Source organism: Erwinia sp. E602, assembly GCF_018141005.1.
Taxonomy (GTDB): domain Bacteria; phylum Pseudomonadota; class Gammaproteobacteria; order Enterobacterales; family Enterobacteriaceae; genus Erwinia.
This window is the reverse complement of the sequence record NZ_CP046582.1, coordinates 2,819,031-2,835,089: the sequence shown is the minus strand read 5'-3', so window position 1 is coordinate 2,835,089 and position 16,059 is coordinate 2,819,031. Positions and strand designations below refer to the sequence as shown.

Below are 16,059 nucleotides of genomic sequence, written 5' to 3'. Positions count from 1 at the left end.
TTAGTCTCCGGTAGTCAGTAGCGACTGCAGACGGCGGCCGGCCAGGGTCAGGGTAATCACCGACAGCGCCACCACGCTGGCGGGCAGCAGGCTGATCCACGGGGCGATGTCGAGGAAGTCACGTCCTTCCGCCAGCAGCGCGCCCCACTCGGCGGTGGGCGGGATCACGCCGAGGCCAAGGAAGCTCAGCGATGAAGCGCTCAGCACCGAATGGCCGATGCCGAGGGTCACCACGATCACCAGCGGCCGCAGGGTGTTGGGAATGATATGGCGCAGCAGAAGGGTCAGCGGCGATTCGCCGATCGCCACCGCCTGCTGCACGTAGCCGGAAATTTTCACCTGTAAGATCTGCGAGCGCAGCAGGCGGGCATAGCCGGCAATGCCGGAGAGCCCCACCGCCAGCAGGGTGTTGGTCGGGCCGCGCCCGAGCACCGCGATCACCAGCAGCGCCAGCAGCAGTTCAGGGAACGCCAGCAGAATATCCAGCAGCCGTACCACCAGATGCCTCACCGGTCGCGGCCCGAGCGAGGCGAGGATGCCCAGCACCACGCCGCCGCCGCAGGCGATCAGCGTGGCCCCAAGGCCGATGCTCAGCGACAGCGCCGTGCCGTAGATCACCCGGGTAAACACGTCACGGCCCAGCGTATCGGTGCCGAAGAAGTGCTGCAGCGACGGCGGCTGCAGCACGGCGCTGATATCAATCTCGTCCGGCAGGCGGGCGGTAAACCACTGCGGAGCCAGCGCAATCACCAGCAGCAGCAGCACGATCGCCGCCGGCAGCAGGGTGCGCAGCGCCAGCCAGGGGTGAACCACGCGGTCGCGCCGCGCCGTGCGGCGCAGCAGGGGGTGCAGATTGTCGCTCATCGGTGGCTCCCGGCGCGCAGGCGCGGGTCGATCAGCAGATAGAGCGCATCGACCAGCAGGTTAACGATAACAAACAGCAGCGCCGACAGCATCACCAGCCCGAGGATCAGCGGCATATCGCGGCTGGCGATCGCCTGCAGGGTGATTTTGCCAAGGCCGACGCGGCCAAAGACGGTTTCGGTGAGTATCGAGCCGCTCAGCAGGTTGGCCAGCAGCGTGCCGGTCAGCGTGGAGGCCGCCAGCGCCGCGTGGCGCAGGCCGTGGCGCAGGCGCAGCAGGGTTTCGCCGGCGCCGCGCGTGCGTACGGTGAGGGCAAAGGGCTGCTGCAGCGCCTGCTCCAGCCCGTCGCGCAGCACCTGGCTGAGGGTGGCGGCCAGCGGCAGGCTCAGGGTAATCACCGGCAGCACCAGCGATTGCCAGCCGTCGTTGCCGGTCACCGGGAACCACTGCAGATGGAAGCTGAAAATGCTCAGCAGAACAATACCGGTCCAGTAGACCGGGGTGCTGAGCAGGCACAGCTCCAGGCTGCTGTTAAACAGCCGCAGCAGCGGCCAGCGCCCGGCGGTGGCCAGCGCGTTCAGCACCGCCAGCAGCAGGGCTAACGTCAGCGCCAGACCGGCGAGTACCAGCGTCTGGCCTAGCGCGTCGGTAATCACCTGCACCACCGGCGCGCGAAACTGATAGCTTTCACCCAGATGCCCGCTCAGCGCCTGGCCGCAGTAGCGCAGGTACTGCAGCCAGACCGGCTTATCCAGGCCAAAGCGGGCGGTGAGTTCGGCGCGATAATCATCCTCCACCACGCTGTCGCCGCCGCTGAGGATCAGTACCGGGTCGCCGGGGATCAGCTTAACGGCCACGAAGGTGAGGGTGGCCGCCCCCCACAGGACGGCCAGAATGGTGAACAGGCGCTTCAGGACGGTCAGCGCCATCTTACTTGCCGATCCACGCGTCATAGAAGGTCGGCTTGGCGTTGGTGGACCAGCCGACGCCGTGCACCTTTTTGCTCACTCCGAACTGATAGGCGGGCACATACACCGGCACCACGTAAGCCTGGTCGATAATGCGCTGCTGGATCTGGCCGTAAAGCTGCTTACGTTCACCGTCGGCGGCGCCGATCGCCCGGGTCAGCTGGTCATCCAGGGTGTTAACGCGGCTGTAGTTGGCCCCTTTCGGCGGGATATAGCCGGAGTGGAACACGGTGCGCAGGATATCCGGCTCGGCGCGCACGTAGAAGTTCGACTGGATATCGTAATCATTGCTGGCACCGCGGGCGCTGAACACGCCGGCGTCCACCGGATCCAGCTGCAGGTCAAAACCGGCCTTTTTCGCCTGGAACTGCAGCGCCTGGAACAGCGTGATATCGGCGCTCTCCGCCGACTTCGGGTCGTAGACGAAATGCACGGTCAGCGGCTGACCGTCTTTGCTGCGGATACCCGCCGCATTTTTGGTTTTCCAGCCCGCTTCGTCCAGCAGTCGCGCCGCTTTCGCCGCATCAAAGCCCCAGCGCGCGGCCACCGACGGATCGTAATAGAGCGTCTGCGGCCCCAGCACGTTATCCGCCGCCTTCAGCGTGCCGAAGAATGCCACTTTTACCGCTGAGGCCGGGTCCAGCGCCGCCTGGAAGGCCTGGCGCACGGCCAGATCCTGGAACGGGCCTTTTGAGGTGTTCAGATAGAGCACGCGGTTAACGCCGGGATTCTCTTTGGTGAGGATCTGCAGCTGAGCGTTGCTTTTCAGCGAGCGGGCGCTGGCCGGCGGCACGGCGTCGATCGCCTGCACCTGGCCGCTGGTCAGCGCGCCGAGGCGCACCGAGGATTCCGGCAGGTATTTAAAGTTGATCGCCTCCAGATACGCCGGCCCCTGATGCTGCGCATAGCCCGGCCCCCAGTTGTAGTCCGCGCGACGGGTCAGCTGGCTGCCGCTGCCCTTAACAAAAGATTTAAGAATAAACGGCCCGGACCCGACCACGGTATTGCTGGTGTTGGCGGTGTTCTGCAGATAGGTCGGCGACTGAATGCCGAGGTAGGGCAGGCTCAGCCCCTGCAGCAGCGAAGCGAACGGCGTTTTATAACGGATAACCACGGTAAAGTCGTCCGGGGTGACGATCTCGCTGATGGGGCCGAGCAGCGACTTGCCGTAGCTGGAGGTGGTTTTCGGATCGAGAATGCGCTCGAGGTTATATTTCACCGCCGCCGCGTCCAGCCGGGTTTTATCGCTGAAGGTGACGTCGCGGCGCAGGTGGAAGGTGTATTCGGTATGGTCGTCGTTGATCTGCCACTTCTCCGCCAGCCATGGCGTAAAGCGGTTGTCTTCCGCCTGGCCGACCAGCGAATCGACCACGTTGCGCGTTACCAGCGCGGTGACCGAGTAACCGGTGATTGACGGGTCAATAATCGGCGTGTCGCTGCCCAGCGCCACGTTCAGCGTGCCGCCGCTGACCGGCTTTGGCTCCGCCGCGCTGACCGCAAAGGCCTGGGTAGCCAGCACGATGCCCGCCACGATCTGTTTAAGCGCAAAATGTCCGGTTACTGCTGTTTTCATTGTTATCTCCGCTGTGTGTCTGAATGCACCCTGTATGCCATCACCCTACGAACAGTGACCGCCGGAGAAAACCAATAAAAACAGCTTATTAATCCTGTTAATTGACTAAAGCCCCGCTGGCTTCGCCCCACAGGCTACGCCCGGCCGCGCCGGTGGACTTTACGTTTCCTGAAATCTTCTGAAAGTTGTTGAAAAATATCCAGGGTCGATGGCCGGGAATGCAGACAAATCTCAGGATCTTCAGGCTTCAGCGCGGCCTATACTGAGCAGATGCGGCATGAGGCCGCCCCCCTGACCCTTTTTTGCCGTTCAGCCTGCCGGGAGTACTATGCTGATAAAAAAGAAGAAGATCCGCTCGCACCGCGAAGACCGTTATCTGGCGCTGGTGCTGGCCACCACCGCCGGCATCCTCAACGCCATGGCGCTTGGCGCCTTTGGTTTTTTCCCCTCGCATATGAGTGGCAACGCGTCACAGCTCTCCACGGAGGTGACCAGCCTCGATCTCAGCGACCTGACGCTGCTGGCCGCGCTGCTGGCGGCCTTTGTGCTTGGCTGTACGCTGTCGCGCGTGCTGACGATCGTCGGGGAGAAACGCCAGATGCGGACCATTTTCTGTCTGGTTCTGCTGGCGGAAGGGGTGGTGCTGACGCTGGCGGCGCTGTATGAGAGTCTGTTTTTTTCGCCGGGCAATAACCGCGAGTTTCTGACGCTGCTGGCGCTGCTGATGGGCGTTCACAACGCCACGTCCACCCAGCTTTCCGGCGGCCGGGTGCGATCGACCCACATAACCGGCACGCTGACCGATGCCGGTATCGCCTTTGGTTCGGTGCTGTTCTCGCTGTTCAGCCGCACTATCGCCGCCGAACGGCGCTTCTATATTAAGCAGCTGTTCACCCACCTGACCACGGTGTTCTCCTTTCTCGGCGGCTGCATCGCCGGGCTGCTGCTGTTTAAAACCTTCGGCTTCCCGGCGATGACCGGTCTGGGGGTATTTCTGATGCTGGTGGCATTAAGCGCGGTGGCGGTAACGGTGCAGGCCACCGCGCGGCGGGCCTGCTGACCGCGCCCGCGCTGCTCAGCCGACCGGCCGCAGCGCCAGCGCGATAAAGGCGGCGATATCCTCGCTGGCGGCGCGGTGCTTCAGCGGGCTGGGGGCGACGATCAGCTGCTCGGCGTAGCCGTTAACCATCGCGCTGAGCTGGCGGGTAATCTGCTCCGGGTCGCCGTGGCGGAACTCGCCGGCCGCCAGGCCGGCGCGAATGATGTCGGCCATGATCTCATGCCAGCGGGTCATCAGCGTCTGTGCCATCTCCGCCCACTCCGCGTCATGGATCGCCAGCTGCCACAGCGAGCTGTACAGCGACCAGCTGGCGTGGGGTTCCGCGGGCAGGTAGTCGCTGACAAAGGCCATCAGCCGCGCGCGGGCGTTAAGCCCCTGCAGGCGGGCGGTAAAATCGGCTTCATCCTCGCGCATAAACTGCGTCATCGCTTCCCTGCACAGCGTCTCCCAGTCGCGAAAGTAGTGATAAATATGGCTGCGTGAGATGCCGAGGCGTTCGGTCAGCTCGCGGGTGGTGACCCGTTCCACGCCGCGCTCGATAAACAGCGCGATCGCGCCGGTTAAAATTCTGCCCCGCAGGGCCTCCGCCGTCTCTTTCATTTTTACCCTCGTTGACTTTGAGCGGTTGCTCAAATAGACTGCTCCCGTAGTTTGAGCAGGTGCTCAAACGCACTTTAACAGATAATGAGTATGAACACGGAAAAAATCCTGCAGCCGGATGCTGCATCCCACAGTGCCTTCGGCACGCTGAAACTGATCGGCCGCCGTCACAGCCGCAAGCTGTGGCTGACGCTGCTGCTGGTGGTGGCGGAAAACGTCACCTATCTGCTCTACCCGCTGCTGGCGGGCTTCGCGATCAACGCCATCCTTGAGGCAAAGCCGCTGCACGCGGTGCTCTATGCGCTGATGGTGCTGGTGATGTGGGCGATCGGTGCGGCGCGGCGCAGCGTTGATACCCGCACCTTTGCGCGCATTTATGCCGAACTGGCGGTGCCGGTGATCCTCACCCAGCGCGGGCAGAACCACAGCCACTCGACGGTGGCGGCGCGGGTGGCGCTCTCCCGCGAGTTTGTCGACTTCTTTGAGAAACACCTGCCGGTGCTGATCACCACGCTGGCCTCGATCAGCGGCGCGGCGGTGATGCTGCTGGTGATTGAGTTTCACACCGGGCTGTTCTGCCTGGCGGTGCTGCTGCTGTTCGCCTGCTTTCTGCGCGGCTATACCAACAAAAACGAGTGGCTGTTTAACCGTCTGAATGACCGGCTGGAGAAAGAGGTCGGGCTGGTGGGCACGGCACCGCCGTCGCTGCTGACCCGTCACTACCGCGTGCTGTCGCGGTTGCGCATCAGCCTGTCTGACCGGGAAGCGCTGGGCTACCTGGCGATCGGCGGCGCGGTGGCGCTGATGTTTGCCGGCACTATCCTCGCCATGACCTTTCGCGGCATCAGCGACGCCGGGCATATCTATTCCGTGATGACCTATATGTGGATGTTTGCCATGAGCCTCGACGACGGCCCGACGCTGCTGGAAAAGTACTCGCAGCTGAAGGACATTGGTAAGCGGGTTAATACCGGTATTGTCTGATCGCCGGCGGGCGGGGACGTTCTGCTGCGGGCGAAGCGTTTCGCCCGCAGCAGGTGGCACACCGCGATAAAGGTTTTTAACGTTCTTAAGCTTCTTAAGCTTTTCCTAAACTTTCTTTGCGATGCTGGCCGCCTCAGAACATTAAGGACGGCCAGATGCCACGTTTCTCTCTCTCCCGCCCGGCGGTCAGCCGGTTTACCTTTATCGCGCTGTTTGCGCTGTTAATCTCGGTCGGGCTGAATATTGCCTTCTACCGCCAGGTGCTGGTGGCGATGCCGCCGGACAGCCTGCGGAACGTACTGGTGTTTCTCACCATGCCGCTGGTGGCGTTCAGCGTGATCAATATTGTGGTTACGCTGGCCTCGCTGCTGTGGCTGGACAGCCTGGTCATCGCGCTGTTTGTGCTGGTCTCCGCCCCGGCGCAGTACTTCATCATCAACTACGGCATCATTATCGACCGTTCGATGATCGTTAATATTATCGATACCACCGCCTCCGAAAGCTTTGCGCTGTTAACCACCCAGCTGCTGCTGGTGCTGCTGTTCACCTGCGTGCTGCCGCTGCTGCTGATGGTCTGGCTGCGCGTGCGCAAACCCGCCGTGTTGTGGAAACACCTGGCCGGGCGGCTGCTCAGCGTGCTGGCCTCCGTCGCGGTGATCCTGCTGGTGGCGCTGCTGTTCTATAAAGATTACGCCTCGCTGTTCCGCAACGATAAAGAGCTGGTGAAGTCGCTGAGCCCGTCGAACACCATTGCCGCCACGCTCTCCTGGTATCGCCACCAGCAGATGCAGAACCAGCCGCTGGTGCGCATCGGGCTGGACGCACGCCAGAATCCGGATCGCCTGAACGGCGCGAAAAAGAGCCTGACCATTCTGGTGGTGGGGGAAACCTCGCGCGCGGCTGACTTCTCGCTCTCCGGCTACGGGCGGCAGACCAACCCGCTGCTGGCGCAGGACGGCGTCAGCTATTTCCCGAATACCGCCTCCTGTGGAACCGCCACCGCCGTCTCACTGCCGTGCATGTTCTCCGGGATGCCGCGCGTGCACTATGATGACGCGCTGGCCGCGCACCAGGAAGGGCTGCTCGACGTGGTGCAGCGCGCCGGGATCAGCGTGCTGTGGAACGAAAACGACGGCGGCTGCAAAGGGGCCTGCGACCGCGTGCCGCATCAGGATATGACCAGCCTGAATCTGCCCGGCATGTGTACCGACGGCGAATGCTACGATGAGGTGCTGTTCCACGGTCTTGAGGACTATATCAGCCAGCTGCAGGGCAACGGCGTGATCGTGCTGCACACCATCGGCAGCCACGGGCCGACCTACTTCCGCCGCTATCCGGACGCGTTCCGCAGGTTCACACCGACCTGCGACACTAACCAGATCCAGGACTGTTCACAGCAGCAGCTGGTCAACACCTACGACAATACCGTGCTCTACGTGGACTATATTGTCGATAAGGCGATTAAGCTGCTGCAGGCGCACCAGCAGCAGTTCACCACCAGCCTGGTCTATCTCTCCGATCACGGCGAATCGCTGGGGGAAAATGGCGTTTACCTGCACGGAATGCCGTATGCTATCGCCCCGGAGGCGCAGAAACACGTGCCGCTGCTGGTCTGGCTGTCGCCCGACTATCAGCAGCGCTTTGGCGTCAGCGCCGCCTGTCTGAGCAAACGGGCGGCGACGCAGGCGGCCTCGCAGGATAATCTGTTCGCCACCGTGCTGGGCCTGACCGATACGCAAACCCAACTCTATCAGCCTGCCGATGACTTACTGACGGCGTGCCGGAGCCAAAACCCATGAAAATCCTGGTAGTCGAAGATGATGCCCTGCTGCTGCAGGGGCTGGTGCTGGCGCTGGAGGGCGAGGGCTACGTCTGCGACGGCGTCACCACCATCCGCGACGCGGAGGCCTGGCTGGCCGCCAGCCAGTACAGCCTGCTGATCCTCGATCTTGGCCTGCCGGACGAAGACGGCCTGCACTTTCTGCTGCGCCAGCGGCGGCAGAAAAAAATGCAGCCGGTGCTGATCCTCACCGCGCGCGATACGGTGCAGGAGCGCATCGCCGGGCTCGACGCCGGCGCGGATGACTATCTGATTAAGCCCTTTGCCCTTGACGAGCTGCTGGCGCGCATCCGCGCCTTAATTCGCCGCAACGTCAATCAGGGCGATACCCGGGTTATCGTCGGCGACCTGGCGCTGGATATGACCCACCGCCAGATCACCCGCGGCGACGCGCCGCTGGAGCTGACGCCGAAGGAGTACGCGATTCTGGCGCGGCTGATGCTGAAGGCCGGGCAGCCGGTGCACCGCGAGGTGCTCTACAACGATATCTACAACTGGGAGACCGAACCGGCCACCAACACGCTGGAGGTGCATATTCACCACCTGCGCGACAAAATCGGCCGCACCGCGATCCGCACGGTGCGCGGCTTTGGCTACTCGCTGGTGAAAAACGGCGGTGAAGGCTGATGGCGGGCGGTACGCTGCCGGAGGTGCGGCCGGCGACGCTGCGTTTCCGCCTGCTGCTGGCGATTGGCCTGATCCTGGTGGTGTGCCAGGTGATCAGCGTGCTGTGGCTGTGGCACGAAAGCAAAGAGCAGATCCAGCTGCTGGTGGAGGCGGCGCTGAACCACCGCGACGTGCAGCGCAGCGTTCAGAAGGAGATCCGTGAGGCGATTGCCAGCCTTGCGCTGCCGAGCCTGGTGATTATTACCCTGTCACTGCTGCTGTGCCGGCAGGCGATTAAGTGGATCACCCGGCCGCTTTCCGATCTGCAGCAGGAGCTGGAGCGCCGTGGCGAAAACAACCTGGAGCCGGTGCCGTTTCAGCCCTCGGTCAGCGAGATCGACGCGGTAACGCTGGCGATCAACCGGCTGGTTTCCCGGCTGACCGTCAGCCTGGAACGCGAACGGCTGTTTACCGCCGACGTGGCGCACGAGCTGCGCACGCCGCTGGCCGGTCTGCGCCTGCACCTTGAGCTGATCGAGCGTAAGCACCACATCGACGTCCGGCCGCTGATTGAACGGCTGGATCAGATGACCCACAGCGTGTCGCAGCTGCTGCAGCTGGCCCGCGTTGGCCATGCCTTTACCGCCGGCAACTATCAGCACGTGTCGCTGCTGCTGGAGGTGTTCAGGCCGATGCAGCAGGAGCTGCAGGCGATGCTCGACGATCGTCAACAGACGCTGATTATCGATCCGCAGCAGGAGGCGCTGGTGCGCGGCGACGCCACGCTGCTGCGGCTGGTGCTGCGTAACCTGGTGGAAAATGCCCACCGCTACAGCCCGCCCGGCAGCCGCATCACCGTGGGCATCAGCGCGGAGCCGGAGCCGACGCTGACGGTCAGCGACGAGGGGCCGGGGATTGACGACAGCAAACGCGGCGAGCTGAGCAAGGCCTTTGTGCGTATGGACAGCCGCTACGGCGGCATCGGCCTCGGGCTGAGTATCGTTACCCGCATCGTACAGCTGCATAAGGGTGCGTTTCACCTCGACAACCGCACTGACGGCCGTGGCTGCCAGGCGCGGGTGGTGCTCACCGCCGCGGCCGACGGCCCGCCACCCCCCTGACGCGGCGTTCCCCTTAAGGTCTGCATCGCGTCTGGCAGAGATCGAAACCTCAACTATACTTAAACGCGATGTTGTTGTGCGTTAAGGGTCGACGCGGTGGCGTAACGCCATGGCGGTGGTGAATTTCGGGTTTTACAGGGAGCTTTGCGTTCTGCCTTTTTCTGGCCAGCCGCCGGTGCTGGTAACACCTTTCCCGCCTTATCCCCGCATCAGGCCATCGGGCCTGACGCTTCTGAGCGATCCCTTTCAGCGCCGCAGCATCCTTACGCAATGTTTTTTCAGGAGGAACGTGGTGAGCGAGCAAGCACAGTGGATATCCCCAACGGCCAGCCCCGGCTACGCCTTCTTTTTTGACGTCGACGGTACGCTGGCGGCGATCCAGTCGCGCCCCGATGAAGTCTTTATTCCCGCTGCGGTGCGCCAGCGCGTGGCCGACCTGGCCCTGTGCTGTCAGGGCGCGGTGGCGCTGGTTTCAGGGCGGCCGATCGCCGAACTGGACGCGCTGGTGGCCCCGCTGGTGCTGCCGGCGGCCGGCATTCACGGCGCGGAACGACGCATCGGCGAGGATCAGATCCAGCGCGTTACGCTGCCGCAGCCCCTGCTGCGTGAGCTGGCGGCGGAGCTAACCCGGCAGATGGGCGCGCTCGACGGCGCGGAGCTGGAGGATAAAGGCATCGCCTTTGCGCTGCACTACCGCCGCGCGCCGCAGCATCAGCCGGCGATTGAGCGGCTGGCGGCGGAGATGGTCGCCCGTTACCCGGCTTTCTACCTGCAGCCCGGCAAATGCGTGGTTGAGCTGAAGCCGGCCGGGGTGAGCAAAGGGGAGGCGATTAGCGCCTTTATGCAGCAGCCGCCGTTTGCCGGGCGTATCCCGGTATTTCTCGGTGATGACCTTACCGACGAGGCCGGTTTTGCGGTGGTGAACGCGCTGGGCGGCGTCTCAGTTAAAGTCGGTGAGGGTGAAAGCGTGGCAGGTCACCGTCTGCAGAACGTGGCGGCCGTCTGGCAGTGGCTGGAAACAACACAATTACAATTAAATCAGGGCGTGACAACGTCAGAGGAGCAAAAAGTATGAGTCGCTTAGTGGTGGTGTCTAACCGTATCGCTCTCCCTACCGGCAGTAAAAGCAGTGCCGGGGGGTTAACCGTGGGCATCGTCGACGCGCTGAAAACCACCGGCGGGCTGTGGTACGGCTGGAACGGAGAGATTAACGAAATTGGCGAAGAGGACGAGGACGATCTGGCGATGCTGGATCATGACGGCATTACCTACGCCTCCTTTGGCCTTGACCAGAACGATTACGACCTCTATTACCTGCAGTTTTCCAACGCGGTGCTGTGGCCGGCCTTCCACTATCGCCTCGATCTGGTGAACTTCCAGCGCGAGGCCTGGGAGGGCTACTGCCGGGTCAACACCCGGCTGGCCGAACGCCTGCTGCCGCTGCTGCAGCCGGACGACGTACTGTGGATCCATGACTACCATCTGCTGCCGTTTGCCGCCGAGCTGCGCAAACGCGGGGTCACCAACCGCATCGGCTTCTTCCTGCATATTCCGTTTCCGACCCCGGAGATCTTCAACGCGCTGCCGCCGCATCAGGAGCTGCTGGCGATGATGTGCGAATACGACCTGCTGGGCTTCCAGACCGACAGCGATCGCAGCGCCTTCCTCGACAGCGTGGGGCAGCTGACGCCGCTGGTCAGCACGGACAACGTCCACCAGGCGCTGGGCCACACCTTCAGCACCGGGGTCTACCCGATCGGCATCGAGCCGGACAGCATCAAACAGATGGCGGAAGGGCCGCTGCCGCCGAAAATGGTGGCAATGAAGAAGGACCTGGGTGATGCGAAGAACATCATCGCCTGCGAGCGGCTGGATTATTCGAAGGGGCTGCCGGAGCGCTTTCTTGCCTACGAGGCGCTGCTGGAGCACTATCCGCAGCATCGCGGCAACATTCGCTATTCACAGATTGCGCCAACCTCGCGCGGCGACGTGCAGGCCTATCAGGATATTCGCCACCAGCTGCAGACCGAAGCCGGGCGCATCAACGGCAATTACGGCACGCTGGGCTGGACCCCGCTCTACTATCTGAATCAGCACTTTGACCGTCGTCTGTTGATGAAAATTTTCCGTCTGACCGATATCGGGCTGGTGACGCCGCTGCGCGACGGCATGAACCTGGTGGCGAAAGAGTACGTCGCCGCGCAGGACCCGGACGACCCCGGCGTGCTGATCCTGTCGCGGTTTGCCGGCGCGGCCAACGAGCTGACCGCCGCGCTGATCGTCAACCCTTACGATCGTGATGAGGTGGCCGCGGCGCTGGATCAGGCCCTGACCATGTCCCGCACCGAGCGCATCTCCCGCTACAACGACATGATGGCGGTGCTGCGCCGCAACGACATCACCCGCTGGCGTACCGACTATCTGCAGGATCTGCGGGCGGTGAACGCCAGCCAGAGGTCGTCAGGGTGACCGGCCGCGCTGACCGGCGTTAATCCGGGTGATAACGGCTGCCCGCGCAGGCGGGTAGCAGCGTGAAAATCCGCGTCCGGTACACAATTCCGCCTGAAAAACATCTTCAGGCGGCTGCATTCTGGCGTAAAAAGCAGCAGTTGAAGCATAAGTAATAAAAATAGTCACCTTTCCCCTCAAGAAAGCGCACGTCCTGCCGATAGTGGAGTGTTACTTTCCTGAAAAAATCCGCAAATCATTCATAATGCTTATGTAACCTCCATTTACATCTGTTTTCCCCTTACAGACATTAGTTGCACTGTGCTTACAAACAACTGTGTAAATCCAACGTAAAGGCGGCTTTGCTGCACTTTATCGCTCAGCGGCGTCAATCAGTGCGCAGAGACTATTTCTGTTTTTAAATGCAGTTAAAATGCATATTTATCTATTTAACCGGTTTCTTTCCGCCGGTTTATTGCATTTATATTTCTTTTTTGCGCTTTTATTAACCAGTCCGGTCGTTCAGGTCATCAGAGAGGGTGATTTATCCCCAGCGGGAGCAGTTGCGGGTGTTGATGTTACAAAATTTGCGCAAAAAGGTTAATTAGCGACCTAATGAACAGCGGCGCTGATGCTTTTTTAGGAACTATTTCCATCAAAAGTGTGATCTGTGTCACACTTTATCTAAAATTTCGCCGTGTTTGCGTTGTATGTCGAAATCATAGGGGATAGAGTTGCTCTGTTTTAAGAATAGTCTTATAAGAATGTAACAAGAAGTCATGAACACCAGCAGGGAAGAACAGGCGCAGAAGCAACGGCCAGCAAGACGGATCCACTCCCGATATGCTGCCTGTTAGCTCTAAGGATCTGACGAACGGTTTCACGCGTTGGCTTCAGCCATAAATTTTTGCCATCTTTAGATTTACCAACCAGCAACCATGGTAGCGGCACACAGACCGCGAACGTTAAAAGTAGTGTCAGTCAGGATGGAAAAAAAATGGGTACATCCGAATTACTCAAACACATTTATGACATCAATTTGTCGTATTTACTGCTCGCGCAGCGTTTAATTAACCAGGAAAAAGCATCTGCAATGTTTCGCTTAGGGATCGACGAGCCAATGGCCGACGCTCTTGCGCGACTCACATTGCCTGAAATGGTCAAACTGGCGGAAACCAATCAGCTGGTCTGCCAGTTTCGCTTTGACGACCACAATGCAATTAGCCGTTTAACCCAGGAGTCACGGGTCGACGATCTGCAACAGATCCACACCGGTATCCTGCTATCCAGTCGTTTGTTACGTGACGTCTCGAAAGCTGATGAGACGCCGAAAAAGAAGGCTGCGAGTTAATGAGCGAAAAGAGTATTGTGCAGGAGGCGCGCGACATCCAGCTGGCGATGGAACTCATCACCCTGGGCGCCCGTCTGCAAATGTTGGAAAGCGAAACACAGTTAAGCCGTGGCCGCCTGATCAAGCTGTATAAAGAACTGCGCGGCAGTCCACCTCCGAAGGGCATGCTGCCTTTCTCCACCGACTGGTTTATGACCTGGGAACAAAATATCCATGCGTCGATGTTCTGCAACGCCTGGCAGTTCCTGATCAAAAGCGGAATGTGCAGCGGTGTGGATGCGGTGATCAAAGCCTATCGTCTGTACCTCGAACAGTGTCCGCAGCAGGATGATGCGCCGCTTCTGGCGCTGACCCGTGCCTGGACGCTGGTGCGTTTCGTTGAGAGCGGCATGCTCGAGCTTTCCGACTGCAAATGCTGCGGCGGCAGCTTTATTAACCACGCACACCAGCCCGTTAACAGCTTTACCTGCAGCCTCTGCCAGCCGCCATCTCGCGCGGTAAAAAGACGTAAACTTATCGCAGAATCTGCCGATAACAGTTCACAACTGCTGGATGAACAGGTTAAACGAGCCGTTTAATAGTGTTCGCCATAGAGAGTGAATCCAGCAGCGGTCATTGACCGCTGCTTTTTTTTTGCTCGGGCATGGCGTTCCACCTGCGGCTTTCCGGCTTACCTTCCACCCACACGTTTACAGACGTAAGGATTCGTTGTGCTGGTAATTTTGGGTTATATCCTCGTTCTGGGCTCGGTGCTGGGCGGCTACGCAATGGTAGGCGGCCACCTCGGAGCCCTGTATCAACCGGCTGAACTGCTGATTATCGGCGGGGCAGGTATCGGTGCCTTTATCGTCGGCAACAATGGTAAGGCGATCAAAGCGACGCTGAAGTCGCTGCCGTTGCTGATGCGCGGCTCGAAATACAACAAAGCGGTCTATATGGACCTGATGGCGCTGCTGTACCGCCTGATGGCCAAATCGCGTCAGCAGGGCATGCTGTCGCTGGAGCGGGATATTGAAAACCCGGCCGAGAGCGAAATTTTCGCCAGCTATCCGCGCATTGTCTCTGACAAGCGGCTGGTCGATTTTATCACCGACTATCTGCGCCTGATGATCAGCGGCAATATGAACGCCTTTGAAATTGAGGCGCTGATGGATGAAGAGATCGAAACCTACGAGCACGAGTGCGACGTGCCGGCCACCGCGCTGGCGACGGTCGGTGACTCGCTGCCGGCCTTTGGCATCGTGGCGGCGGTAATGGGCGTGGTGCATACGCTGGCATCAGCCGACCGCCCGGCGGCAGAACTCGGCGGACTGATCGCTCACGCGATGGTCGGTACTTTCCTCGGTATTCTGCTGGCTTACGGCTTTATCTCGCCGCTGGCGGGCGTGCTGCGCCAGCAGTGCGCTGAATCGACCAAAATGATGCAGTGCATCAAGGTGACGCTGCTCTCCAGCCTGAACGGTTATGCACCGCAGATCGCGGTGGAATTTGGCCGCAAGACGCTCTATTCGACCGAACGCCCGTCGTTTACCGAACTGGAAGAGCACGTGCGTAATGCGAAAGCCACCAAGCAGACTTCGGATCAGGACGCATGAAGAACAACCACCCCATTGTGCTGGTAAAGCGGAAAAAAGGTAAAAAACATGAGGCCGGACACGGCTCATGGAAAATTGCCTACGCCGACTTTATGACGGCGATGATGGCCTTCTTTATGGTGATGTGGTTGATCTCAATTTCCAACCCGCAGCAGCTGGTGCAGATTGCTGACTACTTTAAAACGCCGCTGAAGGTCGCGCTGACCGGCGGCCAGCGCAGCAGCGACAGCGAAAGCCCGATCCCCGGCGGCGGCCAGGACCCGACGGAAAAGCTCGGCGAAGTGAAAAAGGTGGTCGATATTGATGAAGCCAAGCGGGCGCAGAAGCGCCAGCTGGACGAAACGCGGCTGAAGAAGCTGCGCGACAAGCTGGATCAGCTGATTGAAGCCGATCCGCGCCTGCGCGCGCTGCGTCCGCACCTGCTGATCAACATGGTAGAGCAGGGGCTGCGCATTCAGATTATCGACAGCCAGAACCGGCCGATGTTCAAAACCGGCAGCGCGCAGGTGGAACCCTACATGCGCGATATTCTGCGGGCGATTGCGCCGATCCTGAACGATATTCCTAACCGGATCAGCCTGGCCGGTCATACCGATGACTTCCAGTATGCCGGCGGTGACCGCGGCTACAGCAACTGGGAGCTCTCCGCCGACCGTGCTAACGCCTCGCGCCGCGAGCTGATCAGCGGCGGGCTGGACGGTGAAAAAGTGCTGCGTGTGGTCGGCATGGCCGCCACCATGAAGCTGAAAAATCGCGGTGCAGACGATGCCGTTAACCGCCGCATCAGCCTGCTGGTGCTGAATCACGATACCGAAGAGCAGATAGAAAAAGAAAATGCCGAAGGTGATGCGGTCAATATCAGCAGCCCGGACAGCCTGAAACAGATTGCCGCGCCGGAACTGCCGGCGACACAGACGGTTCAACCCGAAAAACAACCCGATTCTCAACCCCAACCACAGGCTGAACCCGCAGCCAGCCCGTCGCCGGTAACCACGTTACCGGCGGCACCGGCTGTGATTCAGACCGATCGCGACTCACAGCCGAGGTGA

The 16,059-nt window shown here is 60.8% G+C and carries 16 protein-coding genes; 12 read left to right on the top strand and 4 right to left on the bottom strand.

Going from position 1 to position 16,059, the window contains the following annotated elements:
- Genes GKQ23_RS14485 through GKQ23_RS14475 form a run of 3 tightly spaced genes read right to left on the bottom strand, consistent with a single transcriptional unit; the run spans window position 1 to window position 3,405 of the window.
- On the bottom strand, window positions 1-864 hold the full coding sequence (locus GKQ23_RS14485) for an ABC transporter permease (RefSeq protein WP_056234066.1): 864 nt from the start codon (window positions 862-864) through the stop codon (window positions 1-3).
- Complete coding sequence (locus tag GKQ23_RS14480; protein ID WP_212408624.1) at window positions 861-1,817, bottom strand: ABC transporter permease; 957 nt, start codon at window positions 1,815-1,817, stop codon at window positions 861-863. The genes GKQ23_RS14485 and GKQ23_RS14480 overlap by 4 nt, the downstream gene beginning before the upstream one ends.
- Window positions 1,795-3,405 (bottom strand): ABC transporter substrate-binding protein, encoded by a 1,611-nt coding sequence (locus tag GKQ23_RS14475; RefSeq protein WP_212408623.1) that lies wholly within the window; start codon window positions 3,403-3,405, stop codon window positions 1,795-1,797. Before GKQ23_RS14475 ends, GKQ23_RS14480 begins: the two co-directional genes overlap by 23 nt.
- A 328-nt stretch (window positions 3,406-3,733) precedes the next feature.
- Between GKQ23_RS14475 and GKQ23_RS14470 the strand changes: the two genes are divergently transcribed.
- Complete coding sequence (locus GKQ23_RS14470) at window positions 3,734-4,465, top strand: YoaK family protein (protein ID WP_212408622.1); 732 nt, start codon at window positions 3,734-3,736, stop codon at window positions 4,463-4,465.
- A gap of 15 nt (window positions 4,466-4,480) precedes the next feature.
- Here GKQ23_RS14470 and GKQ23_RS14465 read toward each other — a convergent pair whose 3' ends face one another.
- A complete protein-coding gene (locus GKQ23_RS14465) occupies window positions 4,481-5,065 on the bottom strand; it encodes a TetR/AcrR family transcriptional regulator (protein WP_212408621.1) in 585 nt (194 codons plus the stop codon).
- A gap of 90 nt (window positions 5,066-5,155) precedes the next feature.
- Here GKQ23_RS14465 and GKQ23_RS14460 point away from each other — a divergent pair, with 90 nt between their 5' ends.
- From GKQ23_RS14460 to motB, 11 genes are all read left to right on the top strand, one after another.
- Entirely contained in the window at window positions 5,156-6,049 is an 894-nt protein-coding gene (locus GKQ23_RS14460; RefSeq protein WP_056234288.1) for an ABC transporter six-transmembrane domain-containing protein, read from the top strand.
- A 155-nt stretch (window positions 6,050-6,204) separates the two neighbouring features.
- Window positions 6,205-7,848 (top strand): phosphoethanolamine transferase EptA, encoded by a 1,644-nt coding sequence (eptA, locus tag GKQ23_RS14455; RefSeq protein ID WP_212408620.1) that lies wholly within the window; start codon window positions 6,205-6,207, stop codon window positions 7,846-7,848.
- On the top strand, window positions 7,845-8,516 hold the full coding sequence (gene pmrA, locus GKQ23_RS14450; RefSeq protein ID WP_212408619.1) for a two-component system response regulator PmrA: 672 nt from the start codon (window positions 7,845-7,847) through the stop codon (window positions 8,514-8,516). Before eptA ends, pmrA begins: the two co-directional genes overlap by 4 nt.
- The gene (gene pmrB, locus GKQ23_RS14445; RefSeq protein WP_212408618.1) at window positions 8,516-9,616 is read left to right on the top strand and encodes a two-component system sensor histidine kinase PmrB; all 1,101 of its coding nucleotides are present in this window, start codon (window positions 8,516-8,518) and stop codon (window positions 9,614-9,616) included. The genes pmrA and pmrB overlap by 1 nt, the downstream gene beginning before the upstream one ends.
- Window positions 9,617-9,908: 292 nt before the next feature.
- A complete protein-coding gene (gene otsB / locus GKQ23_RS14440) occupies window positions 9,909-10,691 on the top strand; it encodes a trehalose-phosphatase (RefSeq protein WP_249168411.1) in 783 nt (260 codons plus the stop codon).
- The gene (gene otsA, locus GKQ23_RS14435; protein WP_212408616.1) at window positions 10,688-12,085 is read left to right on the top strand and encodes an alpha,alpha-trehalose-phosphate synthase; all 1,398 of its coding nucleotides are present in this window, start codon (window positions 10,688-10,690) and stop codon (window positions 12,083-12,085) included. Before otsB ends, otsA begins: the two co-directional genes overlap by 4 nt.
- Before the next feature lie 412 nt (window positions 12,086-12,497).
- Window positions 12,498-12,668, top strand: a complete 171-nt coding sequence (locus tag GKQ23_RS14430) for a hypothetical protein (protein ID WP_212408615.1) — start codon at window positions 12,498-12,500, stop codon at window positions 12,666-12,668.
- A gap of 393 nt (window positions 12,669-13,061) precedes the next feature.
- Complete coding sequence (gene flhD / locus GKQ23_RS14425; protein ID WP_056234044.1) at window positions 13,062-13,415, top strand: flagellar transcriptional regulator FlhD; 354 nt, start codon at window positions 13,062-13,064, stop codon at window positions 13,413-13,415.
- Entirely contained in the window at window positions 13,415-13,993 is a 579-nt protein-coding gene (gene flhC, locus GKQ23_RS14420; RefSeq protein WP_101506681.1) for a flagellar transcriptional regulator FlhC, read from the top strand. The genes flhD and flhC overlap by 1 nt, the downstream gene beginning before the upstream one ends.
- A 132-nt stretch (window positions 13,994-14,125) precedes the next feature.
- Window positions 14,126-15,010, top strand: coding sequence for a flagellar motor stator protein MotA (gene motA, locus GKQ23_RS14415; protein ID WP_056234038.1), 885 nt, complete (start codon window positions 14,126-14,128; stop codon window positions 15,008-15,010).
- Window positions 15,007-16,059 carry a flagellar motor protein MotB gene (motB, locus tag GKQ23_RS14410; protein ID WP_212408614.1) on the top strand — a complete coding sequence of 351 codons (1,053 nt, stop codon included), beginning with the start codon at window positions 15,007-15,009 and terminating at the stop codon, window positions 16,057-16,059. The genes motA and motB overlap by 4 nt, the downstream gene beginning before the upstream one ends.

Bases quoted from the DNA above. Each gene is read 5' to 3' on its own strand.
- GKQ23_RS14480 (WP_212408624.1), bottom strand. From the start codon at position 1,817: ATGACGCGTGGATCGGCAAGTAAGATGGCGCTGACCGTCCTGAAGCGC.
- pmrB (WP_212408618.1), top strand. From the start codon at position 8,516: ATGGCGGGCGGTACGCTGCCGGAGGTGCGGCCGGCGACGCTGCGTTTC.
- flhD (WP_056234044.1), top strand. From the start codon at position 13,062: ATGGGTACATCCGAATTACTCAAACACATTTATGACATCAATTTGTCG.
- otsA (WP_212408616.1), top strand. From the start codon at position 10,688: ATGAGTCGCTTAGTGGTGGTGTCTAACCGTATCGCTCTCCCTACCGGC.
- pmrA (WP_212408619.1), top strand. From the start codon at position 7,845: ATGAAAATCCTGGTAGTCGAAGATGATGCCCTGCTGCTGCAGGGGCTG.
- eptA (WP_212408620.1), top strand. From the start codon at position 6,205: ATGCCACGTTTCTCTCTCTCCCGCCCGGCGGTCAGCCGGTTTACCTTT.
- GKQ23_RS14485 (WP_056234066.1), bottom strand. From the start codon at position 864: ATGAGCGACAATCTGCACCCCCTGCTGCGCCGCACGGCGCGGCGCGAC.
- GKQ23_RS14475 (WP_212408623.1), bottom strand. From the start codon at position 3,405: ATGAAAACAGCAGTAACCGGACATTTTGCGCTTAAACAGATCGTGGCG.
- flhC (WP_101506681.1), top strand. From the start codon at position 13,415: ATGAGCGAAAAGAGTATTGTGCAGGAGGCGCGCGACATCCAGCTGGCG.
- GKQ23_RS14465 (WP_212408621.1), bottom strand. From the start codon at position 5,065: ATGAAAGAGACGGCGGAGGCCCTGCGGGGCAGAATTTTAACCGGCGCG.
- GKQ23_RS14460 (WP_056234288.1), top strand. From the start codon at position 5,156: ATGAACACGGAAAAAATCCTGCAGCCGGATGCTGCATCCCACAGTGCC.
- GKQ23_RS14470 (WP_212408622.1), top strand. From the start codon at position 3,734: ATGCTGATAAAAAAGAAGAAGATCCGCTCGCACCGCGAAGACCGTTAT.
- GKQ23_RS14430 (WP_212408615.1), top strand. From the start codon at position 12,498: ATGCATATTTATCTATTTAACCGGTTTCTTTCCGCCGGTTTATTGCAT.
- motB (WP_212408614.1), top strand. From the start codon at position 15,007: ATGAAGAACAACCACCCCATTGTGCTGGTAAAGCGGAAAAAAGGTAAA.